Here is a 25,532-nt window from a genome sequence, read left to right as displayed (position 1 = left end):
AATATATTAAGGAAATACGATGAAACTTTATGGCTATTGGCGCTCAACAGCGGCATATCGTGTAAGAATCGCACTTCATTTAAAGGGCATCGCCTTTGAGTCAGTCTCGGTGCATCTTGTTAAAAATGGTGGAGAACAACATAGTAACGACTATAGTGAACTTAATCCTAATAATTTGGTACCTACTTTAGTTGATGGTGATTTTTCGCTAAACCAATCGTTGGCCATTATTGATTATTTAGATCAGCGTAATAGCGATAATGCTTTATATCCCCCTGATATTAAAAATAGAGCTAAAGTACAAGCTTTAGCGTTAGATATAGCATGCGAAATTCATCCCCTCAATAACTTACGTGTACAGCAGTACTTAGCTAACTCATTAGCAGTCACTGATGAAGCTAAGCAGGCATGGGTAGAGCACTGGATGAATGTCGGTTTTATAGCTATAGAAAGGCAGTTAGGTATAAGTGCAGGCCAATATTGCTTTGCAGATACGGTAAGTGTTGCTGATATTTGCTTAGTGGCACAAGTGTATAATGCCCATCGGTTTAATGTAGATATGAGTCCTTACCCATTAATCAACAAAATAGTTAACAATTGTAATGAATTACCTGCCTTTATTAAGGCCTTACCTGAAAATCAGTCAGACGCAGTAAGATAATTAAACTTCTTGATGCTTTTAAAAATAAAGAGATTAAATAGCCTTCGGTAAAGGAGTAGGCTATTTTTAAAGAATACATATTTACAAAAATGTTTTAAGTAACACAAAAAAAGTACCAAAAACAATAAAAAACGTTTTGATGCTTGCATCACAAGGCAAAAAGCGTTGCAATAATAACTAACTCATCATTTAACAACTATAACTTGGATAGCCATGGATAATTCAGAATCTACACCGCAAATAGAGCAGGGCAAGAGTGACAGAAATTCAGGTCCGATGATTATTTTTATTGTTACTTTTATATTAGTTGTTGTGGCTATATGGCAGTTTTCAGGTGGAAAAACTGAAAAGCGTCCTATGGACTCAGGTGAGTTATTAAAACAAGAGCCTATAGTGTCAGTATCTCCTCCTGCTCAAAAGTTAGAAGAAGATAAAGGCCTGATTGAATTACCGCCAATCCCACCTATTACTGAAAATGTTACGCCAAGGGTCCAAGAAACCATTATTGAGCAGGAAATTACTATTATTCTACCTGCATTAGATAAGAGTGATGATTGGATACAAGAAAAGCTGCCAGAGCTAACTTGGCGAAATGAATTGCTGTCATTGTTAATTACTGAAGATATTATTCGCCGTTTTGTCGTTTTTACTGACAACTTTACCCAGGGTCTACTGGCTTATGATCATAGTTTGTTTATTCAGCCTAAAGTGAAGTTCTCTGTAGATGAGCAGTTGTCAAATGTTGATGGGGAGCAGAATGTATGGCAATGGGATAGTGAAACAAGCAAACGTTTTGATCTGTATGTCGATTTGCTTCGCTCTGTTGATAGTACAACACTCGTTAATTTGTATGTTGATATCAAACCGCTGATCGATGAAGCATACCTTGAACTGGGCTACGAAGAAGATTTTACTTATACATTACAAGACGCAATAACTAGGGTTCTTGATATGGAGTTACCCAAATCTGCAATGGATGTAACTCGAACGAGTGTTATGTATAAATACCAGGATCCTCAATTAGAAGCATTAGACGATAGTGACAAACTTATGTTACGTATAGGCAAAGAAAACCTACTGATTATTAAGTCGGTGTTATTAGAAGTTAACGAAAAACTCACAAAACGCGTAAATGATAATGGCTAATATCCGTAATCAGATTAAAAAAGCATCAAGTAGTCAGCTTTTGATAACTTGTGCTTGCATCTACTAATATGATTAGCGATAATTCTCGGCGCTTTAAGAGCTAACTTGTTTTTAAAGCTTCTATGGTGACCCTTTCGGTCCCCTCGCAATGATACTCTGTGAACTCGGCCAGATCCGGAAGGAAGCAACCGCAGCAGACGACTCATGTGCCGAGGTGTGGCTGTTTGGGTTGCCACCCAATTCAAAGAAATCAATGACTTAGACCTAATATAGCTTAACTGCTACAATGGTTGCTACAATGAAGTCGTCAAATATCCCCCATTTGTACATACGTAATGGTATTTATTACTACCGAAATAACTCCGTTTGGAAGTCCTTAAGAACACGTTGTAAAAAAGAAGCCTTTAATTTACTCATTAAATGTCTATACGGCACGATGAGTGGTGTGGCAGATAAATCTACCAACCAAGTGGTGTCTTGTGATGCTAAAGCACCCAAGCCACAATCGTCTGCTGCGGTTGCGTCTGCTCCTAAAATCAGTGTTCTAATTAACGCATACCTGAAAGAGAACGGTGACCGATGGTCAGTGAGAGAATACACACGTATAGAAAACACCTTAAAGCTATTACCTCGTTCTAGTATTACTAAAGAAAAAGCCATTCAGCTAAAGCAATCGCTGTTACAGTCAAAGACAGTAGCCACTTTTAATCGTTACCTAAAATACTTCAATGCCTTTTATCGCTGGCTTATATCAAATAATGCAGATGTCACTATTAACCCCTTTGATGGTTTAAAAGTCATTGAGAAGAGAACATCATCAGCCAGTAAACGTAAGGCTTACACCAAAGAACAGTTAGATGTGTTGTTTAAGTTTGCTGACAAGTACGGTAACAAGAGTATTCAATACTGGTTGATTATGATTGGTCGGTATACAGGCGCTAGAATGAACGAAATATGCCAATTGAAACCATCTGACATTACTGCTGAGGCTATACATATAAGGGGTGATGTCCTTAAAACAGATAACGCTAAACGTGTTATTCCTACGCATCCTAAGCTCATTGAGAGAGGCTTATTAGAGTGGGTAGGGCATTGTACCAAAGATCGCTTATTCCATGAATGGAGGCCTGTCAGAGGCTCTTATAGCCATGCTGGTAGTCGTTGGTTTAGTCGTAATAATCCTTTCAAATCAGGGGTTAAAGGGGAGAAGGCAGATGTTGATTTTCATTCATTAAGACACACTGTTGCTACTGAATTAAAACAAGCTGGTGTACCTAGTCAGTATGCAGCTCAGATACTAGGTCATAGTAATGGCAATATTACTTATGATAGGTATGGTAAAAGTATCAATATTGCATCATTAATGGAGGCTGTGCTATGTATTGAATAGGTAATGTTATTTGTCTGCAACGGTTATGGCGATTGAAAATGTACCCATAGCCGCAGCGCCCCATAACATTGTAAAAATTAACACCCTGAAAAATGGCTCGTGATTATACGACATTAACGAGCCGAGCATAGTAATGCCAGAATAAAGCCATACCAACCCAAGGGCAGCGGCTAAAATAAAAAATGGTATTGATAATAAAATTCTCATAGTTAGATTTCCTTAAAAAATTACTAATTAATGCCGAAGGCATGTTTACAGAATTGTCTGAACTGAAGTGTAATCAGCTTCTATAGAAGAGTTATTTATTTCTCTATGAGTTAAATAATACATACGCACAAAAACATAAATTGATATTTTACGAACAGGTTGATTTTTAGTTTTAAGAAAAATAATAAGTGCTTTAGTTTTCAGTTAGAACTATAGGAGTAAAGCCTATTTATTCTTTCGCCATTGAAGTGGCGTAATACTCTCATTTAATTTAAAAAATCGTACAAAAGTTTCAGAAGACTTAAAGGCTAAATGGTAAGCGATTTCACTAACAGAGTATGACGTGTTTAGTAAAAGCTCTTTAGCTATGTTAATTCTCACATTAGATAAGATACTTGAAAAGTTAGTATTTAATCCTTTAAGTTTTTTCTGTAACAGTCTTGGGCTTGTACCAATCATCAGTGATATATGCTCAATTGACGTATTGCCACTACTGATGACCATCTTTAATAATTCTGCGGATAAAACATCAATAGGCATTACATCTAGTAGCTGACTGTAGGTTTTTATTAGGTTATCCCTTCTACTTATATCAAAAGATAATTTGCGGTGAATTAATTTTGCATTGAATTCAATTGAGGTTGTCTTGCTATCAAAAAATACAGGTAGATCAGATATTTTAATATGCTCTGTAAGGAGGTGGTTAGCGACACCAGATATATTGAACTTGTCCGGAGACCAATCTGCTCCCATTACTTGAGACATTACATCATCCCATATAGCAATCATCACTAGGCTATAAGGTGTCATATCAATATCACCAAACGTTGGTAGCTTTATTCTATAAGTAGCGATATTTCCCATTTGTGTAAGTAATAACTCTGGACCAGCAGATTGTTGTGTCAATAAGGCATTAAATATTAAGGTAAGGGTATGTAAGTCATCTTGCTTTGATAATACTAATATTTTTTCATCAAACTTATACCACTCATATTGCTTAGCGAATGTTATCGCAAATGAATAAGATCCAAATGCCGTACAAGCCCTATCTAATAACATAGCCAAGTCCTGTACCTTAAAATCCCTCTTATTAGTTTTTGCTTTATTTGGGGTTATACCTCGTTCAGCTAAAAGAGAGTATGGGTTTAGTTTATGAATTTGACAGGTTTCAATAAATGCAAGTATGACCGACGAAGGTATGTAGTACTCATTCTTCATTGAAACACTCCCTCATTAATAGTAAATAGCATGCGTGTTCGTAATATATCAATTTTGTTTGTAACTTAAACGTAAAATTTGAATTTAGATTTATCAAACTTAAAAGAAATAGTGGCATCACTTATTTAGCCATTAATAGGAGTACTAAGAATGAACACAAACATATTGGTTATTAGTTTATTAGGTTTTTCATTATTATCGGGCTGTTCTACTAGCTATCAATCTAATGGGTTTACAGGAGGGTACTCTTCAAGTCAGTTAGATGAAAATGTGTTTACAGTTTCATTCAAGGGAAACGGGTATACATCAAAAGAAAAAGTTAAAGACTTTGTCCTTTTACGAAGTGCTGAGTTAGCTTTAGAGAATGGTTACCCATACTTTGTCATTATTGATAAAAGTGCCTACTCCGAAGAGAGCAGCTATACGACAGCTTCTAATTCAACAACTACAGGCCAAGTATCAAATACAGGATATATGAAAGCCCATACAACAAATACAGGTGGGCAAACTTACAATTATTCTAAGCCTACAAACTCAAACACTATTGTTGGCTTTAAAGTAAAGCCAGAAAGCTTTTCATATTCTGCAAAATACTTGGTTAAAAGCTTAAAAACAAAATATGACATTGAAGCTTAAATATTTAATTTAAAAAATACGGATTAACCAAGTTATATTTTAAGGATTTATTATGAAATTATTATACATTTTACTACTAAGCATTACGCTTAGTGCTTGTGGAGGTGGTGAGTCAGAAGAACAACCACCAGTAGTTGAAGTTCCACCAGTAGTTGAAGTTCCACCAGTTGTTGAAGTGCCACCTGTAGTTGAAGTGCCACCTGTAGTTGAAGCCCCTCCTGTAACTGCACCTCCAGTTGTTATTCCTGATCCTATGGTAATGCCTTCTGGGGTTTGGGAAGGTAGCGTAACCGATAAAATCAACGGTAATTCTCATAAATTGTTGGGATTAGTTGCACCGAATGGCGATGGAAGATTTTTTATTCAAGATTCTGATGGCGTTATTTTATCTCACCAAACAATAAATATTTCTTTGACAGATAGTGGGAGTTACACAGCTACAGTTAAAGAGTATTTTGATGGCACGGCGGAGGGGACACTAGTAGGAACCTATTCAGATGGTCATTTAGATGGAGTTGCAACATTTTACGGGTCAGAAACAAGTAACTTTAGTCTATTCAAGTCTATTCACTCCAATGCTCGAGCTAGCCTAGATGTACTTCAAGGCTATTATGAAAATGACATTCAAATCTCGTTAGAGATAAATGAAGAAGGCATAATTCGTATGTTTGTCGGTGATTGTGATTTTTATGTCGGTGTAGTTGATATTCCTGATAGTAACATCAATTTGTATACTTTTGATTTTACTGGTGGGCAATGTGACAATCGAGATCCTATCGAAGGTACAGGGATGGGAACACTGATACCGAGTGCTAATGGTAATTTATTTATTTATCAGCTAGAAACACCTTATGTTACTTCGGTTGATACATTTACATTCATTGATGAACTCTCTTCTCCAGAGGATTATTGTGAAAGTGGTTTTGTTCAAAGTACGGAAGTTAATGAGTGTGTTTTAGATAGCGATAACGATGGACTTGGTAATGATACTGATACAGATGATGACAATGATGGTGTATTAGACATTGATGATGCTTTTCCATTAGATCCTAATTTATCAGAATCAATAGGTATAACACCTATTGAGTGTCTTGACGGTTATGCTAGAGATGAAGAGGGTGTTTGTGCTCTTGATACTGATAAAGATGGCGTACCCAATGTTACTGATACCGATGATGACAATGATAATGTTTTAGATGTTGATGACGCTTTTCCACTTAATGCTTCTGAATCTATAGATACTGATTTAGATGGTTTAGGTAACAATACTGATACAGATGATGACAATGATGGTGTATTAGACATTGATGATGCTTTTCCATTAGATCCTAATTTATCAGAATCAATAGGTATAACACCTATTGAATGTCTTGACGGTTATGCTAGAGATGAAGAGGGTGTTTGTGCTCTTGATACTGATAAAGATGGCTTACCCAATGTTACTGATACCGATGATGACAATGATAATGTTTTAGATGTTGATGACGCTTTTCCACTTAATGCTTCTGAATCTATAGATACTGATTTAGATGGTTTAGGTAACAATACTGATACAGATGATGACAATGATGGTGTATTAGACATTGATGATGCTTTTCCATTAGATCCTAACGAATGGCTTGATTCAGATTTAGACGGTATTGGAGATAATGTAGACTTAGTTGATGACTTGGAGTGCAAGTACCTCGTTTTAGCAAGGTATACTGCAATGGGGAAACAAATAGATGTGAGTGATGATCCAAGTATTTGTAGTGGTTCAAAAGTAACATCACAAGACTTTGAAAGTGTAATGATATATTCAAATGACCTACATGGTGAGTTGTTTTCGAATTTAAGTGAACCTACTGTGATTATGGCTAATGGGGAGGCGTTTTCGGTTAGTATTAGTTGTGGAGGGCATCAATCTAGTTTGTCTTGGTATAGTAGTCAAAACTGGGATGACACAATTGATAACTTCGTTAGAAATAATGGATCCAGTTGTGTTATAGCACCTTATAGTGGGAATTATGCATCAGCTATAAGCATTAATGGTGATTTCGAGTTACTTAATTTCAAGTTGAATACTATTGATTGATTTTTGTTTTTTTCTATCCTGAGTGTCCTCTGACTAAGGCTCTTTCAGAATTAATTCAATCAAGGAATGATTTCAGTCCTCTGTACCCTATACTAATAAAGGTGTGTAGAGGGCTTTTTTCTTTTAAGTAGCGTTACGTCCATTAAATATCTAAATGGCAGTGATTACCCAATAGCTGTAAGGAATAACCCTATTCCTGCATGTTTACATAGCAGTCAAATAAGGTGTTCTGTTACCCCTTATTCTTAAGGGGTTGTAGAGTGTGTTTTTTACCTTTCCCTTCCATAAGGTCCAATGATAAAATTTCATAGTAGTAAGTCAATGAAATCAGTTTATTAAAGGGCTTATTAGGGGGGGTAATAGCATGTATCTTAAAGACAGCAAAGTCAAAGCTGCGATAAGTACCCCTCAAATCCCCCTCAGAAGCCGTGACAAAGTGTTTAGGATACTTGTAACTCATTGATTAAAAATCATAATATTCACAAGATTTTTATCAATATATATTTCATAGCTAATAAAAGGGTATCCCCTTATTTTTGAAACCCAAAGTCGGGATATGGCTCAAGTACACGTGTAGCAAGGGACTTAAAGGGGGAAGTCAAAATTGGTTGTTTGGGCAACTATAGGCATGGAGCGCTTTACCTTCTCCTTGTTCGTTTGGGGCAGGGCTTAGCCGAACAAAATAACACTTTATAAAGTGGTTCGTTTAAAGTTGTATTTGACTTTATGAACCGATTTCGTATAGACTCCATGTAGGTAAACGAACTTATAGGGCTTATGTATGTTAATAGGTTATGCGAGAACAAGCACTGTTGAACAAAAATCAGGTATAGAGTCACAGCTTAAAGAGTTAGCTAAAGTTAGTTGTGAAAAGGTTTTTCAAGAACAAGTTAGTAGTGTTGGTAAGCGAGAGCAACTTGATGCTTGCTTATCCTTTTTAAGGAATGGTGATGTGCTGGCTGTTACTAAGCTAGATCGATTAGCACGTAGTGTCTCAAACTTATTATCAATAGTTAAAGAGATTGAAGGGAAGGGTTGTCAGTTAAGAATATTAGACATGAATTTTGACACATCAACCCCACAAGGCAAGATGATGCTAAGTGTTTTTGGTGCGGTAGCTCAGTTTGAGCGTGAAATTATGTTAGAACGGCAGAGGGAGGGAATAGCTAAGGCTAAGGCAGAAGGTAAATATAAAGGTCGTAAACCTACAGCTATGGCTAAACAGGAAGAGTTTAAACAGCTTGTTGAGCAAGGCCTTAAGCCTAAAGAAATAATGGCTAAACTAGATATAGGTAAAACGAGCTTTTATAAAATCAGGAATGAACTGATAAAAGAAATTGCTTCAAGTGTAACGAGTTCATCAACAACAATTCAGCATCATTACCCATCTTTAAATAGTGATGAATAGATAATGGAAGCCTTCTTAAGGAAAAGTGCTTATTTTTACGATCATAAAACTGAGATGAAACCATTGCTTGATGGCTTCCTGTATGAATCTGAATCTATGTTTTTCTATGGTGCTAGCGGAAGTGGTAAGAGCTTATTTGTATATTCCTTAGCCGTAGAAATTGCAGGAGACTCGGGCTCATTTTTAGGTATAGATTGTGCTACGAATAAGAAGGTTTTATATATTGATGGGGAAATGCACTACAACACTATTTGTGATCGTTTTGACTCTCTTGGTTGTAGCGATAAGTTAGATTATCTATCAAGTACAGATATGGTTGCAAATTCAACACAACCAATAAATTTATCTCAGGAGAGCGATTTTGAAGACCTAATTAATTTGGTCGTTAAGAATAAGTATGATTTAGTCGTTATTGATAATGTACGTACGCTATTTCAGCTACTTGATGAAAACAATGCTGAGTCATGGAGAATAGTTAATGATTTGATCTTCAGATTAAGAGCCGCTGGTGCTAGTGTGATAATGGTTCATCATACAACTAAAGAAGCTTATAAATCTGATGGTGAGTTAACTTGGGCAGGCTCTGGTAATGCTGTCACTGTAGTAGACAGAACTTGTGGTATATATAAAATTGGTGAAGCTTCATTTTCATTAGCTAAAGGAGACAAAGAAGGTCGCAGTGGACACAGTTGGAATCAAGCTATAAATGAAATCGCTTTTAATGTGGGTAAAGAAGGTCTAAGTATTTTTGATTACAGCCAAAGCATTATAGATCAGCTAGAAACTTTCTTGTACTGGCTCAGGAGTCACTTAAATAGTAATAATCGCGATAAGTTACAGGCCATGAATAGAATGCTAAGTTTAGGTGTAGGTAAGAATCTAAACCGTAGCTCTGTTTGGAGTACTTCACAACATATGTGGGAAACGCTGGATGAACAGATCAATTTTAAATCATTTGTGACTTTATTATCGAATGGAATACTCCCCTCAGAATCAAAGGATAATCAACCTGTATTTGAGGTTACACCATGAGTAGATATGCAAGCTCAATAGGCGAAAGGAAATGGTTGTCTGATAACGGTTATAATAAAGATCAAGATATTCCTATCGTATATGTGGATAAAGAAGGCAAAAGTAAACGAGCCTATCCTGATTTGATTTTATATTCTGACAAGCGTAATGAATTGATTGTTGTTGAATATAAGCACAATAGTGAACTTAATACATATACTTACTACCACGCTGCTGAAAATGCGCAACAGCGATTAAGGCTAGATAAATTTATAGTCAAACCGGAATCATTCATTCGACTTCACAGCTGGAGTAACTCAATCCATAAACAAATAGCTGTATTGCAATGGGCTAAAAAATGGATGGTAGGCACTTCTGTAAAGTTAGTCGTAGTTAATCCTAAAATGCAAAAGCATAAAGTAAAATCAGTTGGTGGAAATAAAAACCTTAGACTGACCTTTCAGCATGCTAATAGAAATCGTATTGAGATGCTAACACCTCACGAGTTTAAAAATAAATACGGGATGTACGAGCAACTTGTGTTAACTGAAAGAAGATTAGAAATGGCTGAGTATTCGACCAACTTTATAAGAACATATATAAATCAGCTTAGTGAAAACAGCCAGTAGGAATAGGGCATCTTTACTGATCCCTGAAAATGGTATTAAACAGCTCTACCTATATATGGTTAGGAAGGAATAAACTTGAGAATTTAATCGTTATTCGTATATAAACTGCAAAACAGCCCTATTCTTACAGGCTGCTTTCTTTTTAATGAAAAGCTGCTTCTTAATAAGAGCTATAACAAGATATATTAATATTGTTTATTTGCTACGATAGTTGATACAATCAAATTTAAATTTACTCTCTAACTATTTGATTTTAAGTAGAACGTGACGAGCGTGCTTGATGTTTGGGTTGCCACCCAATTTCTCCCCTCTAGTTACTTATTTTATTTGCATCCATAAATTCAAGCGCTTTAGCAATAGCTTTTTTTACCTTAGTTTCCATATCAAAACGCTCTGAAGGTGGTAAATAAAATGCCATGTCGACTTCATGTCGAATATAACGAGTTGGTAATTGATTTAGAACCACACAAGTTAAGTCAGCAATAAAATCAACATCATACTTATCATCAAACTTTCCCATAGCAAAGTGCTGCACAACTAATTTTTCATAATAGTTATGAATATCATCTGAAATTTTCATAGAACCTCTTGTAAAAATATTTGGGCAAGTTATGCCCTCATTAGCGTATACAAAGAATAACCTGAGTTAAAACAAAATGCGAATATATAAGATGATGATTTCGTTGCTATCTGAGGTTACTTTTTTCTGATTGCTCTATATTGCGTTCAATTTCGGAAATGGCTTTACGACACCGACCTAAGCGTTGATGCAAAGCAAGTACTTCTTGAGATAGTTTTTCACTATTAGCATTTTTGCTGCGTTGACGTTGTTGCTCACGCTCCGTGATCATTTCCATAAGCCTTCTTTCAAACTCATGGTGCTCACTTAGCTGCTGATATAGTTGGTGGCTTGACAGTAAAACTGATTTAGCCATTTTACTATATTTTTCATTTTGCTTTAATTGAGTCGCTTGCGCGGACTTTATTTGTACTTTTTTTCTGGCATCAAAACTTGCCTGAGCAGCTTGGTGCATAGCAGGGTTCGCTTGGATAGCATTCATTAAGGCTGAAATTTGTTGTTCTATTTGCAGAAGTGACGATTTAGCAAATTCAGCTTTGTTAGCATTGTCACTACTTAAGCTATAAAGGCTATATAAGCGAGAAAAATTATTTAATCTTTTTTTTACTTCTTCAACGTATAGAAAAATTTTATCACTTTCAGTCGTAAATAAATGTCGTGAGAAAAGGTCGTTATTTTCAATTAGACGATGAGATTTATGCCTGCTGTTTAATTGATCAGTTTGCTTTGCTTGTACACTTAAATGATCAATAAGCGTTGATAAACGGCTAATAGCAAGTTCGTGTCGAGTATTTTGCATATATTAATAGATGAAGTTTTAGGAGTAGCAATCATACCGTAGTTCCTATTAAAGAAAAAACAGTATCAATATTTTATGTTAATGAGTAAATGTAGCAATGAATATAATTTGTCATCTATTAAAAAGAATGCTTTTGTAATTATAAATTTACAAAAAGTGTTCTTTTGGCTTTAAGTTACTGTTTTACATTGTTATAAATGATTTTTCTTTTTTGTATGTTTATTGAGCTGTTTTGTGTGCTACTTTTAGATGTAGTATCTATGTAATTGTAATTATTGGGTTTTCTGTATTTGTTATAATATTGTAAATGTAGCTATTGGGTTTTTTTATCTTTTATTTATAAATAAAAATCACAATTTTTTTACAATGTAAATATAAGGTTAAGTTCATTTATATCAGTATGTTATGATTGTCTTGTCTGTGGCTTTAACGGTTTTTTGTGTGTGTCTAAATGTGTCTAGATGTTAAAAAGATTACCAATCTGTTGCATTTGGTGTTGACGATTCCTGTTATTCCCGTTTACTATCCTAACCGACAGATCAGGTATATGACTTGATAAAAGATTAACGAGGCAGTATAGCCTTGAGTCTTTTTAAAATAAAAACAAACTAATAAACAACCAATCACGTATGTGATCCAGGGAGTAAACATGTATAACAATAGTAAAGTAGCTAAAGCAATTCGTGTAGCAATGATGTTCGGCGCCGGCGCTGCAGCAGCAATCTCAGCACCAACTTTTGCAGCCGAAGAAGGCGCAGAAGAAAAAATAGAGAAAATCGAAGTAACAGGTTCACGTATTAAACGTAGTGACCTTGAAGGTGCTTCTCCTGTTACAATAATTACTGCTGCAGATATGAAAATGGAAGGTAACTTAACAGTTGCTGATGCACTTCGTAACTCTAACCTTAACTCTTTTGGTTCTTTCTCTGAACGTTCAGGTAGTTCTGCGCAATCTCAAGCAACAATTAACTTACGTGGTGCAGGCTCTAACCGTACTTTAGTATTGATTGACGGTAAACGTTTCCCAGGCTCTCCTACATTAGGTGGTGGTTCTGCAAACTTAAACGCTATCCCTATGGCTGCAGTTGAACGTATCGAAATTCTAACAGATGGTGCTTCTTCAACTTACGGTTCTGATGCAATGGCTGGTGTTGTTAACATCATCATGAAAAAGAACTTTGAAGGTTTAGAGTTTAACATTGGTGGTGGTAGTCGTGAGCGTGACGGCGGCTTAACTTCTAAAGAATTCTCAATTGTTGGCGGTTGGCAGAATGATAAAGGTGGCGTTACTTTCGCAGTAGATCACCAAAGCCGTGACGGCATTGCGGATGCAGACCGTGAATTTACAGCTCCATGGCAACGTGACCTAGATGGTGACGGAACTATTCAAGCTTACAATGAAACTGATGGTTGGAGTTATTTTGGTGCAACTATTGCTTCTCCAGACTGGAGCACAACTTCAGCTGCAGCATCTTGTGATGCTTTAGCTGCTGAGTATGGAGCTGATACTTTCCGTAAAACTGCTGCAGATGAAGACTGGGGTACGCCAGGCGCTGAATATTGTATGTATGCATACGGTAATGTTTCATACAACAAAGCTTCAACAGAACGTAATACTGTTTATGTAGATGCTGATTATGCTCTATCTGATGATGTAGAGTGGTATGGTCGAACTATGTTTACCCAAAATACATCTATGGGTCGTTATGCACCACCAGCAGCTGTTTGGAGTGATATGCCAGCAGACCATCCAGATAACCCTTATGATGTTACGACAAACGGTTTGTATCGTTGGGCTGGTATTGGTACACGTGATGGTAATGTTCATGACTACAATCAAGATTTCTTAACAGGTCTTCGTGGTGAGTTAGATTTCTTAAATGCAACATGGGAAGTTTACTACCATTACAATCAGGCTGATAACAAATCTATTGGTGAGTACTACTTAAGTTATGGTGGTCTTGCTCACAATATTGCAAATGATATTCCGCTTAGTTCAGTTGACGGCCAAAATAATATGAAGGCTACGACCCTGACTCAAGGAACAGCAGATTTCCACCAGTATAACGCAGGTTTAGGATTTGATTTGTTTGAATTACCGGGTGGTGATGCAGCTCACTTCGTAGGTATTGAATATTTCGATACAACTTTCTCTGAAGTATATGATGCACAATCAGAAGCCGGTCTTATAGGCGGCAGTGCGGGTAACTCTGCCGGTGGTGATCGTCAAGTATTTGCATTGTTCTATGAAGCAGCATTGCCAATTACTGATACAGTAGAAATGAATATCGCTGCTCGTTACGATGATTATTCTGATTTTGGTGGCAATGTTTCACCAAAAGTAAACATACGTTGGCAAGCACTTGATAGCTTAGTTATACGTGCTTCATACTCAGAATCGTTCCGTGCACCACAACTTGATCGTTTATATGCAGCAACAACGTTCAGTGCAGACACGGGTACTGATTATCCGTTCTGTGGAGAACGTGATATATCAGATACTGATTGTAGTTCAGGACAAATTAATACTTATATCAGACCGAATGCGGACCTAGGTCCAGAAACATCTGAGTATATTAATTTAGGTGCTGCTTATGATATTAGTGACGACTTTGGTATTAAACTTGATTACTTCGATTTAAATATTGACAATGTTATATCTCGTCGTTCAATTACTAACGTAATGGAAGGTCTTTATGATGGTTCATTAGCAACTACAGATACTTTCTATGTTAATCGTGCTCCTAATGATGCAAATGGCCTAATTGGTAAAGCATTAGAAGTTGGTACTGGTTATGGTAATGGCGATAAAATGCAAATCACTGGTATCGATTTAGCATTTAATGGCTCATTTGAAACAAGTGTTGGTGACTTTAGTGTAAATTGGACTAACAGTTTTATTACTGATTATATTATTGAGGTATCTGGTGGTGGTGAAGCAATAAACACCGCAGGCTGGGCTGGACAACCTGAATATAAGTCAGTATTTACTACTCAATATTTAGTTGGAGATCATAATATTTCTTGGAATATGAACTACATCGGTAGTACATATGAAAATAAAGAAGAAGGTAAATTAGACTCTTGGTTAATCCATAACTTAAGTTACACTTATGATATTGGTAGCCACGGACGTGTTATGTTAGGTATTAATAACTTAACAGATGAAGATCCTGTTTTATCTTCAGATGGTAAGTATGAAAATGCTGATCTTTATAACAACTACGGTCGTGAATACACAGCTCGTTACTCAATTTCTTTCTAATAATTAATTAGTTAGCAAATACTAGAAAAGACCCGTCAGGGTCTTTTTTTTACATTTTTTTTGATGTTTACTCACAAACTAAAATGTGGGTAACAGTAAATAATTACCGCATTTAAGAGGTGAACAGTGGGATATATAAATAAAAATGATAGTGAATATTGGAATGATTATTGGTCACAAGGGCATAAAACTTCTTTTGGTGGTACGTTTATCAACGGCTATGAAGGTATTATAAAAAACATATGGGAAGATTATTTTGATAGCTTAAGAGATAATAGCCAAGTTTTAGATCTTTGTACGGGTAATGCTTCATTATTAAGGTTAGCCCAAAATTCACAACATAGGATACGAGGTATTAGCTTTACTGGTGTTGATTATGCGCAAATAGACACTACCGATGGCTTTGGCGGTCAAGCAGGAATCAATTTAATATTTGGTATAAATATAGAAAAATTGCCCTTTGAAAATAAAATTTTCAATTACGTTATCTCTAATTTTGGTATTGAATATAGTGATTTAAGTCAATCAGTTGCTGAAGCTTCAAGAGTACTTTTATCAGGTGGAGAGCTTCAATTTGTCTGCCATTGCCATGATTCTATTTTGATAAAAAGTAATAGACACGAATTGGAAATGCTTATACAAATGTTCTGTCCCAGTGATGTTTTAGATAATCTAACGGAGTTGATTGACGCCCTAACAGATCGAGAGGTTAATAATCCTCAGAAGAGTGCCGAGCAAATAATGAAGTTTCAAGAGGCATGCAAAATAGCTGAACGTGTTAGACTTGAACTAAATGAAAGTATTACCTATATGGCTGACACCTTTAAAAAGCCTTTTCAGGAGTCTGATTTTATTGGGTTTTTAAGGTATTTATTAAATAGTCAATGTGAAGATAAACAACAGGCATTAAGTTTATTTAAAGCTGATTTACACAGTCATAAAGCTAGACTAACGGCCATGATTAACTCCGCATTAACTAAAGAACAACTAGCCACATTAAAAAATCTACTGAAAAAGAATCAATTATCTAAATTGAGTGTAAATGATGTTGTAAATGAAGATGGTAAAATAGCTTGTAGAATATCAGCCGTCAAAGAATAAAGGACCGTCAATTATAATTTTATTATCCTAAATGTTTCAAAGATAATATTTGGTTACAGTTGTTCTCTTTGTTAAAAGGACAACAGTGGTTAATATTCAGGAACAAAACAAAATAAGGAAATAAAACATGAAAGCAATAATATCTATAACCACAATTTTAGCCATGACTTTGGCTTTTTCAGTATCAGCAGAAGGAAATCTAGCTGGTGAAGAAGCAACAAAGTCACAAGAGAATCAAAGTTGTGGTGCAATTGTGCTTTATAACAAACCCCCATCAACCCGGAATATGCACTTTGCGAGTATAGTTTCAATTGATGGGCATAATATAAGCAGTACTGCACAGAGTTTTAATTTATCTCCAGGTAAGCATATTCTTCGCGTACAAGAGCATATTACTGAAGAATCTCTTACTCGTCGTCGCGGCGAAGCCAAAAATTTTCATATCATCGAATTTGAAGTAGAAGCAAATAAAAAATACTCATTAGGTGCTAAATATATTCGTAAAAATCGTTCAAAATATAAGTCAGGTGAGTACTGGACACCTTCAGTTTGGAAAACGAGTAATGTTGAATGTAAAGTCTAGATTTATATTCCTAAATGACTAATAAATAAGGCATGTTAGAAGCATGTCATATTTATTACTTTCATCTGATGAGTTAAGTAAATATATCTATATCCTTCTATATCCTCACATCATAGAATCTTATTTCGCTAAAATTAACACCTTTTTACACCATTTTAGACAAAAAAATTTGACTTACTACGAAGATGTTAGTAAAACATACATCTACAAAATTTTTGTCCCTTAAATTCAGATTTTAAATTCATCTAAATTTAAGTAATTTTGATAGTATGAAGATATATTTTTTTATTAGTCTATCTACTTTTAGTGATTCTATAACACTAAGTTTTGGTCTTACTCTTAAAGATAGCTTAATAAAAAAACACATAACATCGTCTTTTAAAGACTCACCTTGACAGCGCAGCTGTCATTTGGGATTATTGATTAGTTGTACTCATAAAAAGTTACATTTAAAAAACGACAGACTTTTATATTTGCGGTAAGCAATGAATTAACAAATGTTTGTTAATTCGGATTATCAAAATTAAAATAGCAATGGTTGGGAACTATGTCCAAAGTAAGTAAGAAAAGCCTCATCGCCACAGCGATAGTTGGCGTACTAGCACTAGCAGGTAGTAATATCGCTGCTGCTGATGCATTAACAGACCTTCAAAAAGCTGAAGCGAAAATCTTCAAGCAATCAAAAAAATCACAAGTGAAAATCAATAGCATTTACGAACAAACTCAAGATCTTCTTGGTGAGTACCGTAACACTGTTGATGAAGCTGATGTATTACGTGGTTATAACGATCACGTTCAACGTATGGTTAATGATCAAAAAGCTAATGTTGTTTCATTACAAAAGCAAATTGATAGTATTGATGAAATTAAGCAAGGTCTTGTTCCGCTAATGTACAAGATGATTGATACCCTGGAAACATTCATTAAACTAGATGTTCCTATGAATATTGATCGTCGTATAGAACGTGTTGCTAAGCTTCGTGATGTAATGGATGATTCAAACGTTACAACATCTGAGCAATTTCGTTTAGTGCTTGAAGCGTATGAGATTGAATCAAGCTACGGCACAATCTTTGATGCTTACCAAGGCGAAATTGATCTAGGCGGTCGAACACTAACTGCTGATTTCGTTCATATGGGACGTATTGCTTTGGTTGCTCAATCTCTTGATGCTAAGCATTCTTGGTTATGGAACAATAATAGCCGTGCATGGGAAGAGTTAGGTGACGAATACTTAAAACCTGTTACCGATGCTATTCGTATGGCGCGTAAACAACTTCCAAAAGATTTAACTAAATTACCAGTATTTGCAGCAGGAGCAAAATAATGAAAAAACTTATTAATTTTGTATTGCTAGCAGCGTCTTTGACGACTGGTTTTGTAGCAACCACTCAAGCTAATCAGTTAGATGATTTACTTAAGCAAGTAAAAGCTGATCGTGTATCAGAAGCTAAACTTGACAAAAAACGTGAAGCGGAATTTTTATCTGCACGAGCTGATAAAAGCGCTTTACTAAGTAAAGCAGAGAAAGAACTAGCAGACCAAAACGTTCGTAACACACGCTTAACTAAAGAATATGCATCTAATGAAATATTATTAGCGCAAAAAGAACTTGAATTAAGTAATGCTACGGGTACTTTAGGTGAAATGTTCGGTGTTTCTCGTGCTGCAGCAGCTAATGCATTCGGCCAAATCAGTACTTCTATTGTAAGTGCTGAGTTTCCTAACCGTGGTGAAGCGCTAAACCGCATCGCAAACGCGAAAGAAATTCCAAGCATTGCTGATTTAGAAGAACTATGGTTTGCTTTACAAACTGAAATGACTGAATCTGGTAAAATCTCACAATTCAGCGTTGATGTAACTAACCTTGATGGTACTAAGTCTACTGAAACGATTACGCGTATCGGTACATTTAACTTAGTTTCAAATAACGGTTATTTAACCTATAACGATGAAGTTGGTCAAGTTCAACCACTACCTAAGCAACCAGCAGGCTATATCGCTGATACTGCAAGCAACTTTTCTTCAACTACCTCGGGCTACCGTGCTCTTTATGTTGATCCTTCACGTGGTGGTATCTTATCTTTAGAAACACGTAAGAAGACAGTAGAAGAATTCTTCCACGAAGGTAAAGAAGTTGGTTATGCTATAACAGTACTATTAATTATTGGTCTTTTAATTGCGCTTGAACGTATGATTGTTTTAGGTGGTATGAGTAGCAAAATTAAAGCTCAAGAGAAAAATCTTGATAAGCCAAATGAAAACAACCCTCTTGGTCGTTTACTTAAAGTTTTCTATGACAACCAATCAGTTGATGCTGAAACGTTAGAATTGAAACTTGATGAAGCTATCCTTCGTGAAACACCAAAAGTTGACCGTGGTGTTAACTTAATCAAAATGTTTGCTGCTGTTGCCCCTCTTATGGGTCTATTAGGGACAGTAATCGGTATGATTATGACCTTCCAAACAATTACTTTGTTTGGTACTGGTGACCCGAAAATTATGGCTGGTAACATCTCACTTGCACTTGTAACTACAGCATTAGGTCTAATTTGTGCATTACCACTTATTTTAATCCACTCAATCGTTGCTGGTAAGAGTAAGTCTGTATTACAAAAGTTAGACGAGCAAAGCGCCGGTTTAATTGCTGCTATCGCAGAGAAGGGGTCTAAATAATGTTATTCCTGATAGAGCTTTGGGAATCTGTCAGGGGTTTTATTGCGACAGGTGGTAACGTACTTTACGTTGTAGCTTTCGCACTCTTATTGATGTGGATTTTGATGATAGAGCGCTTTTGGTTCTTAACATCAACCTACCCAACTATGAGAGATGATATCATCTCTCGTTGGGACGCACGCCAAGATACAACATCTTGGTATGCACATCGAATTAGAGAGACTTGGATCTCCGAAGCAGACGAGTTACTTGAACAGCGTATGATAACCATTAGAACTTTAGTGGCAATGTGTCCTCTTATCGGCTTACTGGGAACAGTAACAGGTATGATAGGCGTATTTGAAGTTATGGCTGAACAAGGTACTGGTAATCCGCGTCTAATGGCCGCTGGTATATCGCAAGCAACAATTCCGACTATGGCGGGTATGGTAGCTGCGTTATCAGGTGTGTTCTTTAGTTCAAGATTAGACGCTAAAGTTAAACTAGCAAAGGCTAAACTGGTTGACAGTTTACCTCACCACTAGAGAGATATTTTCATGGCACGTAAACGTATTCGTGAAGACGAAGAAGCAGTGATTGATATGACACCGATGCTCGACATCGTCTTTATCATGCTGATCTTCTTCATCGTAACCACTTCATTTGTAAAAGAAGCTGGTATTGAAGTAAATAAACCTAAAGCGGCTAATCAAACTAAGCAAAAAAATGCCAATATCTTTGTTGCAATCAAAGATAATGGTGAAATTTGGTTAGATAAAGGTCGAGTTGATATTGAGCGTGTTGGAGCAAGAATTGAAAAATTACTTGCTGAGCAACCTACCGATGTTGTAATCATTCAAGCTGACAAAGATGCCAAACACGGTATAGTTGTTAAAGTAATGGATGCAATTAAAGAGGCTGGTATAGATCGTATTTCTATCGCGGCTGCGAAGGGGTAGAATATGGTTCGCTTTTTAGTATCAATACTACTAGGCGTTGTAGTTACCTTTGGTTTATTTGCTTTTATGGCTTTTCTTGTTTCTAGCGGTGATAGAAACAAAGAAGAGCAACAAGAAAATATTATCGTAGAAGTAAATACTACGCCGCCAAAGTCTGCAGCAGAACAGCGTCGACGAGTACCACCGCCGCCTCCACCGCCGCCAAAAGCGCCGCCGAAGCAGCAAACACCTGAACCTGAAGCCAGTAATAATACTGCAGGATTAAACTTCAATATGCCAGGTGTTCAAATGTCAGGTGCGTCTACTGGCTTAAGTGCTCCTGGTGCAGGTATAGGACGTGATGGCGATGCAACACCAATTGTTCGCATCGAGCCTAAGTATCCGATCCAAGCTGCTCGAGATGGTAAGGAAGGTTATGTTATTCTTTCTTTTACCATTAACCAAATTGGTGGTGTTGAAGACGTTGAAGTTTTGGACGCTCAGCCTAAACGTGTCTTTGATAAAGAAGCCAAACGCGCACTTAGGAAGTGGAAATATAGACCTAAGGTTGTTGATGGTAAGGCGCTTGTACAAAAGGGCTTAACAGTTCAACTTGACTTCAAAATGGGAGGGGGAGAATAATGTTTAATAAATTAGTGTTTAAAAACTTAAAACTTAAAAAGTTATCAACTTCTCTTATTGTTGTTGCCTCTCTACTTGTTGCGCAAGCACCTTTTGCAAATTATGCAGAAGCTGCTGGTGCTGATCAAGCAGAGAAAAAAAAGCGTCCTACGCAATTAGTTGGCCCTCGTGTTGGTAAGAAAGTACAAGCAGCCTTTGAGCTTTATAGTACTGACGATGTCAAAGGTGCCCTAGATGTCTTGCTTGATATTGACGCTTCAAAACCTTACGACATCGCTTATGTAGCCCGTATGATTGCGGTTATGTATGCAACGTTAGGTGACAATGAGCAAAAAACTATTGAATATCTTAAAAAAGCGATAGAGCCTGATTTACTAAATGAAGGTGATCAAAGCGAATCTTTAAAGTTGTTGGGTGACATGCAAATGCAAACCAAAGACTATGAAGGTGCGTTAAAAGCTTTTTATGCTTGGATGGATTTCTCTGGTAAAGAAGATGGTCAAACTTATATCAAAATTGCTAATGCGTATTACTCATTAAAACAATTAGATAAAGTAATTGAACCGGCTGACAAAGCTATTGCAGCCTTTGGTGATAAGCCAAATCAAAACCCGTACATCTTGAAACTTACATCTTACTATGAACGTAAGATGTATAAAGAAGCTGTTAAGGTTTTAGAAACTGTAATACAAATTTTCCCTGAAAATAAACAATGGTGGACACAATTACCATCGTTCTATTTATTAGTTGAAAATTATGAGAAAGCTACTCAAACCCTTGATTTAGCGTATAAACTTGGTCACTTGGATAAAGAAAGTCAAATCAAGATGTTAGCAAATTTGTATTCTCAAAGTGAAGCGCCTTATAAAGCGGCTATGCTATTAGAGAAATATATTGCTTCTGGTCTAGTTAAGCGTGATGATAAAAATATCGCCACATTAGCGAATGCTTGGCACTCTGCACAACATATTGATAAAGCGGCAAGTTATTATGGTGAATTAGCCAAAATGACAAGTAGTGCGAAGCATTATCGTAAACAAGGTATGTTGTTAAAACAAGATGAGCAATTTGCTAAAGCTGTTGTTGCTTTAAATAAGGCTATTGAACTTGGTGTATCTAATCAAGGCCGAATTCAAATGAGTATTGCTGAATCGTACTTCTATCTTGAAAAGTACAAACAAGCATACGCGGCTATTCAAAAAGCAATGGAAGATCCTGGTACACGTAAATCTGCTAAGGGTTGGAAAAGTTTTATTGTTGATACGGCTAAAAGAAAGAACGTTACTATTTAATACTGACTAATTCAGTTAGTTAATTAAATAATGTAATTAAAAGCCAGCATACCTTTTATAGGTAATGCTGGTTTTTTTTGTCTAAATTTCACAGGGATGAAATTTTTATTATTCCTTGCAGGTCTATGTTTAATGTCATATAACTAAATCTCAATAATAATGAGACAACTCCAATATAAGCACTTTTAAAGGAAATACATCATGAATATCGTTAAAAAATCATCAATCACTGCCGTAATGAGTTTACTAGCATTTAGCCTTTTCACTAGCAATATAGCTAAAGCGGAATCTAACCCTTTTGCACAGAATGAATTAGTCACTATAGTATCAGATCATGCAGACGGAAAATGTGGTGAAGGTAAAGCTAAAGACGAAAAGAAAGGCAAGTGTGGGGAAGGAAAATGCGGTGAAGGTAAAATGAAAGACGATGCCAAAGGCAAGTGTGGTGAAGGCAAAATGAAAGATGCCACTAAAGCTAAGTGCGGCGAAGATAAAATGAAAGCGGCTAAAAAAGGTAAGTGCGGTGAAGGAAAATGTGGCGAAGGTAAGATGAAAGACGCTACAAAAGGTAAATGCGGTGAAGGAAAAATGAAAGACGCTAAGGAAGGAAAATGTGGCGAAGGTAAAATGAAAGACGCTAAAGATGGTAAATGTGGCGAAGATAAAATGAAAGAAAAGAGCAAAAAATGTGGTGGCTAATTAGTTAACTTTTTCTATTCATTTAAAAGAAACGAGCTTCAGGCTCGTTTTTTTATGATAAGAAAGCCTCTTTTGATAAGTGACTTATTATAGATACGGAATTATGACTTTTTAGCTATACTGTATAAGTGTATCAACTATATTCGAGGTTAATATGAACATATCAACAAGACTGACTCGCTATTTAATTGACAACAAAATTCCATATCAAGAGGTTGAACACTCCCACTCAAACAGTTCTATTGGAACCGCAATAACGTCAAATATTTCATTAAAGGAAATTGCGAAAGCCGTCTTACTCAAAAATCACGAAGATAGGAAGCTAATGGCAATATTACCCGCGGACCATAAAATAAGCTTGTCTGCTCTTAATGATAGTTTATATGGACAGTATCAGTTGATGAAAGAAAAAGAGGTGTATCAAGTGTTTTCTGACTGTAATTTAGGGGCAATACCTCCCGCAGCCGATGCTTACAATATGAATATGGTTTGTGACGAAAAACTAGACAAACTGTCAAAAGTATATCTAGAAGCAGGGGACCACGAGACATTGCTTTGTGTCACCCAAGACGGTTTTCATACCCTTATGGCTTCGGGTAAGCACATAAATTTTAGTCATCAAGTATTTCATTAGCAGATAGGTATTAGCGCATACACTTAGCGTGTATAATAGCTGCATTATGCTTATGTATTGGATTTTACCGTGAATAATAATGATGTTTTACGCAAATTGCGTTATACCTTTAATTTTAATGATAAACAAATGGTAGCTATCTTTGCTTCGGCAGGTGAGGAAGTGAGCCGTGAGGAAGTCAGTCAATGGCTGAAAAAGGACAGTGATAGTGACTTTGTCGCCTTATTTGATACCAAATTAGCTGTGTTTTTAAACGGTTTTATAAATGAAAAACGTGGGAAAAAACCTGGACCTCAAGCAATACCAGAAAAACGTTTATCAAATAATATCATTTTGACTAAGCTTAAAATTGCACTAAACCTGCAAGCTGAACAAATCATTTCGTTATTAGAAGAAGTCGATTTTAGAATCAGTAAGCCAGAGTTGAGTGCCTTTTCGCGTAAAGTTGACCATCAGCACTACCGTGAATGTAAAGATCAAGTTTTACGAAATCTTTTGCACGCAATTGATAAAACTTATCATGTTGAGAGAACGAATAAAATAGTTAATCCTGCTACATCGCTTTCTAAAGTATCGGCAGGGAATTCAAAACCGAGCAGTGATAAAAAGGTTTATGCTAAGAAAAAAGTTAATAAACCTGCACCTTCAACACCATGGGTAGAAGGTGCTAGACCTAATGCGAGTAATGTTTATGTTAACCCCAATAGCACCACTACACCCAAACGCCAACGTCTAAAACTGTCTAAGTAATTTCAGTATTGGCAAATAAATTATACATTAGTGCTAAGTTCTCGTTACATTAATATCAATTTGTTTCGTCATTGATCTAATAAAGCCCTATATACTCAAATAATTATAGGGTAAGATCCGCCCAAATTAGTTATTACTATTAAAAATTCTATATGAATATATTAGTTGTTGATGATAATAAAGCTGTGCAAGAAAAGCTTGCAGCGCTTATCATTTCACAAGGACATAATGTCGATCTAGCCATTAATGGTCTGGACGCATTAGGAAAAGCACAACAAGGAAACTACCAACTATTTGTCATTGATCATTTAATGCCGTTGATGAATGGTGTACAACTCACTAAAAACCTTAAAGCTAGTCAACTATCTGCACAAGTGCCAGTCATTTTTATGACCACGCAAGGGATACATACCCTGAAAAAACTAGTTGAGTTTAGCCTATTTGATCAAGTTATTGATAAGCCAATTAACGAAGAGCGCTTTCTTAGTATTTTATCGGCAATAGCCGGCACTGACTTTGAGAGTGAAACACTGCAAGTTAATGCATAATATTATTTAAGGTCCTTTTATCCCTGTAAAAGTGACATGAATTGCTTTATGCTTTGTCTATCTATTTATTAATATTATAGAAAATCAACTTAAGGTTTTCTTACTTACTATCATGAATAATACACAACAGCAGCAACTGGTTAATGCAATACATACTATCCCAGATTATCCCGTAAAAGGCGTCATGTTCCGTGATGTTACCGGTATATTAGAAGACGCAGACGCTTTTACCTTAACGATTGAATTATTGGCCGAGACTTATAGGAATAAAGGCTTTACCAAAATAGTTGGTACTGAAGCTCGTGGCTTTATTTTTGGTGCCCCTTTAGCGTTAGCCTTAAATATCGGTTTTATTCCCGTAAGAAAACCAGGAAAACTTCCTCGAGATACCTACGCGCAGGCTTATCAATTAGAATATGGTGAAGACGTTTTAGAGATTCATCAAGATGCACTGAGTTCAGAAGATAAAGTGCTTATCATTGATGATTTATTAGCAACGGGTGGCACCATTGAAGCGACATCTAAATTAATCCGTCGTCTAGGTGCGCAAGTACAAGATGCCGGTTTTGTTATATCTTTACCTGATTTAGGTGGAGAAAAGCGTTTAGCAGAGCTAAATATTACGCCTTATTCACTGATACAATATCAAGGCGAATAGTTTATCCA

Annotated in this window: 26 protein-coding genes and 1 other RNA gene; 23 read left to right on the top strand and 4 right to left on the bottom strand. The window is 36.1% G+C overall.

Annotated elements, in window-relative coordinates; genetic code table 11:
- Positions 1–19: 19 nt before the first annotated feature.
- The 4 genes from maiA to CXF71_RS07705 all read left to right on the top strand — a co-directional run bounded on the left by maiA (position 20) and on the right by CXF71_RS07705 (position 3,197).
- Positions 20–661 (top strand): maleylacetoacetate isomerase, encoded by a 642-nt coding sequence (maiA, locus tag CXF71_RS07720; protein ID WP_101232363.1) that lies wholly within the window; start codon positions 20–22, stop codon positions 659–661.
- A 213-nt stretch (positions 662–874) separates the two neighbouring features.
- The gene (locus CXF71_RS07715; RefSeq protein WP_101232362.1) at positions 875–1,807 is read left to right on the top strand and encodes a DUF3014 domain-containing protein; all 933 of its coding nucleotides are present in this window, start codon (positions 875–877) and stop codon (positions 1,805–1,807) included.
- A gap of 132 nt (positions 1,808–1,939) precedes the next feature.
- Positions 1,940–2,036, top strand: an RNA gene (gene ffs, locus CXF71_RS07710) — signal recognition particle sRNA small type.
- Between the two features lie 69 nt (positions 2,037–2,105).
- Complete coding sequence (locus CXF71_RS07705) at positions 2,106–3,197, top strand: site-specific integrase (protein WP_157826707.1); 1,092 nt, start codon at positions 2,106–2,108, stop codon at positions 3,195–3,197.
- Positions 3,198–3,203: 6 nt separating this feature from the next.
- Here CXF71_RS07705 and CXF71_RS07700 read toward each other — a convergent pair whose 3' ends face one another.
- Positions 3,204–3,404, bottom strand: a complete 201-nt coding sequence (locus CXF71_RS07700) for a hypothetical protein (RefSeq protein ID WP_101232360.1) — start codon at positions 3,402–3,404, stop codon at positions 3,204–3,206.
- Between the two features lie 225 nt (positions 3,405–3,629).
- Positions 3,630–4,622 carry a helix-turn-helix transcriptional regulator gene (locus CXF71_RS07695; RefSeq protein WP_101232359.1) on the bottom strand — a complete coding sequence of 331 codons (993 nt, stop codon included), beginning with the start codon at positions 4,620–4,622 and terminating at the stop codon, positions 3,630–3,632.
- A gap of 150 nt (positions 4,623–4,772) precedes the next feature.
- Between CXF71_RS07695 and CXF71_RS07690 the strand changes: the two genes are divergently transcribed.
- The 5 genes from CXF71_RS07690 to CXF71_RS07660 all read left to right on the top strand — a co-directional run bounded on the left by CXF71_RS07690 (position 4,773) and on the right by CXF71_RS07660 (position 10,380).
- A complete protein-coding gene (locus CXF71_RS07690) occupies positions 4,773–5,258 on the top strand; it encodes a CC0125/CC1285 family lipoprotein (protein WP_101232358.1) in 486 nt (161 codons plus the stop codon).
- Positions 5,259–5,310: 52 nt separating this feature from the next.
- On the top strand, positions 5,311–7,332 hold the full coding sequence (locus CXF71_RS07680; protein ID WP_157826706.1) for a hypothetical protein: 2,022 nt from the start codon (positions 5,311–5,313) through the stop codon (positions 7,330–7,332).
- 781 nt (positions 7,333–8,113) lie between these two features.
- Complete coding sequence (locus CXF71_RS07670; protein ID WP_101232354.1) at positions 8,114–8,740, top strand: recombinase family protein; 627 nt, start codon at positions 8,114–8,116, stop codon at positions 8,738–8,740.
- A 3-nt stretch (positions 8,741–8,743) separates the two neighbouring features.
- Positions 8,744–9,772: an AAA family ATPase gene (locus CXF71_RS07665; RefSeq protein ID WP_101232353.1), complete on the top strand. Its 1,029-nt coding sequence runs from the start codon at positions 8,744–8,746 to the stop codon at positions 9,770–9,772.
- Entirely contained in the window at positions 9,769–10,380 is a 612-nt protein-coding gene (locus CXF71_RS07660; RefSeq protein WP_101232352.1) for a hypothetical protein, read from the top strand. Before CXF71_RS07665 ends, CXF71_RS07660 begins: the two co-directional genes overlap by 4 nt.
- A gap of 310 nt (positions 10,381–10,690) precedes the next feature.
- Here the strand turns inward: CXF71_RS07660 and CXF71_RS07655 are convergent, their stop codons facing one another.
- Entirely contained in the window at positions 10,691–10,960 is a 270-nt protein-coding gene (locus CXF71_RS07655) for a late competence development ComFB family protein (RefSeq protein ID WP_101232351.1), read from the bottom strand.
- A gap of 106 nt (positions 10,961–11,066) precedes the next feature.
- Positions 11,067–11,759 (bottom strand): primosomal replication protein PriC, encoded by a 693-nt coding sequence (gene priC, locus CXF71_RS07650; protein WP_101232350.1) that lies wholly within the window; start codon positions 11,757–11,759, stop codon positions 11,067–11,069.
- A 649-nt stretch (positions 11,760–12,408) separates the two neighbouring features.
- Between priC and CXF71_RS07645 the strand changes: the two genes are divergently transcribed.
- The 14 genes from CXF71_RS07645 to apt all read left to right on the top strand — a co-directional run bounded on the left by CXF71_RS07645 (position 12,409) and on the right by apt (position 25,524).
- Positions 12,409–15,024, top strand: coding sequence for a TonB-dependent receptor (locus CXF71_RS07645; protein WP_101232349.1), 2,616 nt, complete (start codon positions 12,409–12,411; stop codon positions 15,022–15,024).
- A 126-nt stretch (positions 15,025–15,150) separates the two neighbouring features.
- On the top strand, positions 15,151–16,125 hold the full coding sequence (locus tag CXF71_RS07640) for a class I SAM-dependent methyltransferase (RefSeq protein ID WP_101232348.1): 975 nt from the start codon (positions 15,151–15,153) through the stop codon (positions 16,123–16,125).
- A 127-nt stretch (positions 16,126–16,252) separates the two neighbouring features.
- A complete protein-coding gene (locus CXF71_RS07635; protein WP_101232347.1) occupies positions 16,253–16,708 on the top strand; it encodes a hypothetical protein in 456 nt (151 codons plus the stop codon).
- A gap of 547 nt (positions 16,709–17,255) precedes the next feature.
- Positions 17,256–18,035: a DUF3450 domain-containing protein gene (locus CXF71_RS07630; RefSeq protein ID WP_101232346.1), complete on the top strand. Its 780-nt coding sequence runs from the start codon at positions 17,256–17,258 to the stop codon at positions 18,033–18,035.
- Positions 18,035–19,384 carry a MotA/TolQ/ExbB proton channel family protein gene (locus tag CXF71_RS07625; RefSeq protein ID WP_101232345.1) on the top strand — a complete coding sequence of 450 codons (1,350 nt, stop codon included), beginning with the start codon at positions 18,035–18,037 and terminating at the stop codon, positions 19,382–19,384. The genes CXF71_RS07630 and CXF71_RS07625 overlap by 1 nt, the downstream gene beginning before the upstream one ends.
- Positions 19,384–19,908 carry a MotA/TolQ/ExbB proton channel family protein gene (locus CXF71_RS07620; RefSeq protein ID WP_101232344.1) on the top strand — a complete coding sequence of 175 codons (525 nt, stop codon included), beginning with the start codon at positions 19,384–19,386 and terminating at the stop codon, positions 19,906–19,908. Before CXF71_RS07625 ends, CXF71_RS07620 begins: the two co-directional genes overlap by 1 nt.
- A 12-nt stretch (positions 19,909–19,920) precedes the next feature.
- Positions 19,921–20,322, top strand: coding sequence for an ExbD/TolR family protein (locus tag CXF71_RS07615; protein WP_033093352.1), 402 nt, complete (start codon positions 19,921–19,923; stop codon positions 20,320–20,322).
- 3 nt (positions 20,323–20,325) lie between these two features.
- Positions 20,326–20,943, top strand: coding sequence for an energy transducer TonB (locus tag CXF71_RS07610; RefSeq protein ID WP_101232343.1), 618 nt, complete (start codon positions 20,326–20,328; stop codon positions 20,941–20,943).
- Positions 20,943–22,235, top strand: coding sequence for a tetratricopeptide repeat protein (locus CXF71_RS07605; RefSeq protein WP_101232342.1), 1,293 nt, complete (start codon positions 20,943–20,945; stop codon positions 22,233–22,235). The genes CXF71_RS07610 and CXF71_RS07605 overlap by 1 nt, the downstream gene beginning before the upstream one ends.
- A gap of 201 nt (positions 22,236–22,436) precedes the next feature.
- Complete coding sequence (locus CXF71_RS07600; RefSeq protein WP_101232341.1) at positions 22,437–22,934, top strand: HvfA family oxazolone/thioamide-modified RiPP metallophore; 498 nt, start codon at positions 22,437–22,439, stop codon at positions 22,932–22,934.
- Between the two features lie 154 nt (positions 22,935–23,088).
- Positions 23,089–23,568 carry an aminoacyl-tRNA deacylase gene (locus CXF71_RS07595; RefSeq protein WP_101232340.1) on the top strand — a complete coding sequence of 160 codons (480 nt, stop codon included), beginning with the start codon at positions 23,089–23,091 and terminating at the stop codon, positions 23,566–23,568.
- Positions 23,569–23,637: 69 nt separating this feature from the next.
- Entirely contained in the window at positions 23,638–24,318 is a 681-nt protein-coding gene (locus CXF71_RS07590) for a DUF1456 family protein (protein ID WP_101232339.1), read from the top strand.
- 152 nt (positions 24,319–24,470) lie between these two features.
- Positions 24,471–24,866 (top strand): response regulator, encoded by a 396-nt coding sequence (locus CXF71_RS07585; protein WP_101232338.1) that lies wholly within the window; start codon positions 24,471–24,473, stop codon positions 24,864–24,866.
- A gap of 112 nt (positions 24,867–24,978) precedes the next feature.
- Positions 24,979–25,524 (top strand): adenine phosphoribosyltransferase, encoded by a 546-nt coding sequence (gene apt / locus CXF71_RS07580; RefSeq protein ID WP_101232337.1) that lies wholly within the window; start codon positions 24,979–24,981, stop codon positions 25,522–25,524.
- Positions 25,525–25,532 lie beyond the last annotated feature (8 nt).

The sequence above is a fragment of the Colwellia sp. 12G3 genome, assembly GCF_002836775.1.
In the GTDB taxonomy this organism is placed as follows: domain Bacteria; phylum Pseudomonadota; class Gammaproteobacteria; order Enterobacterales; family Alteromonadaceae; genus Colwellia.
Note: the sequence above shows the minus strand (reverse complement) of the source record. Positions and strands in the feature narration are given on the sequence as shown.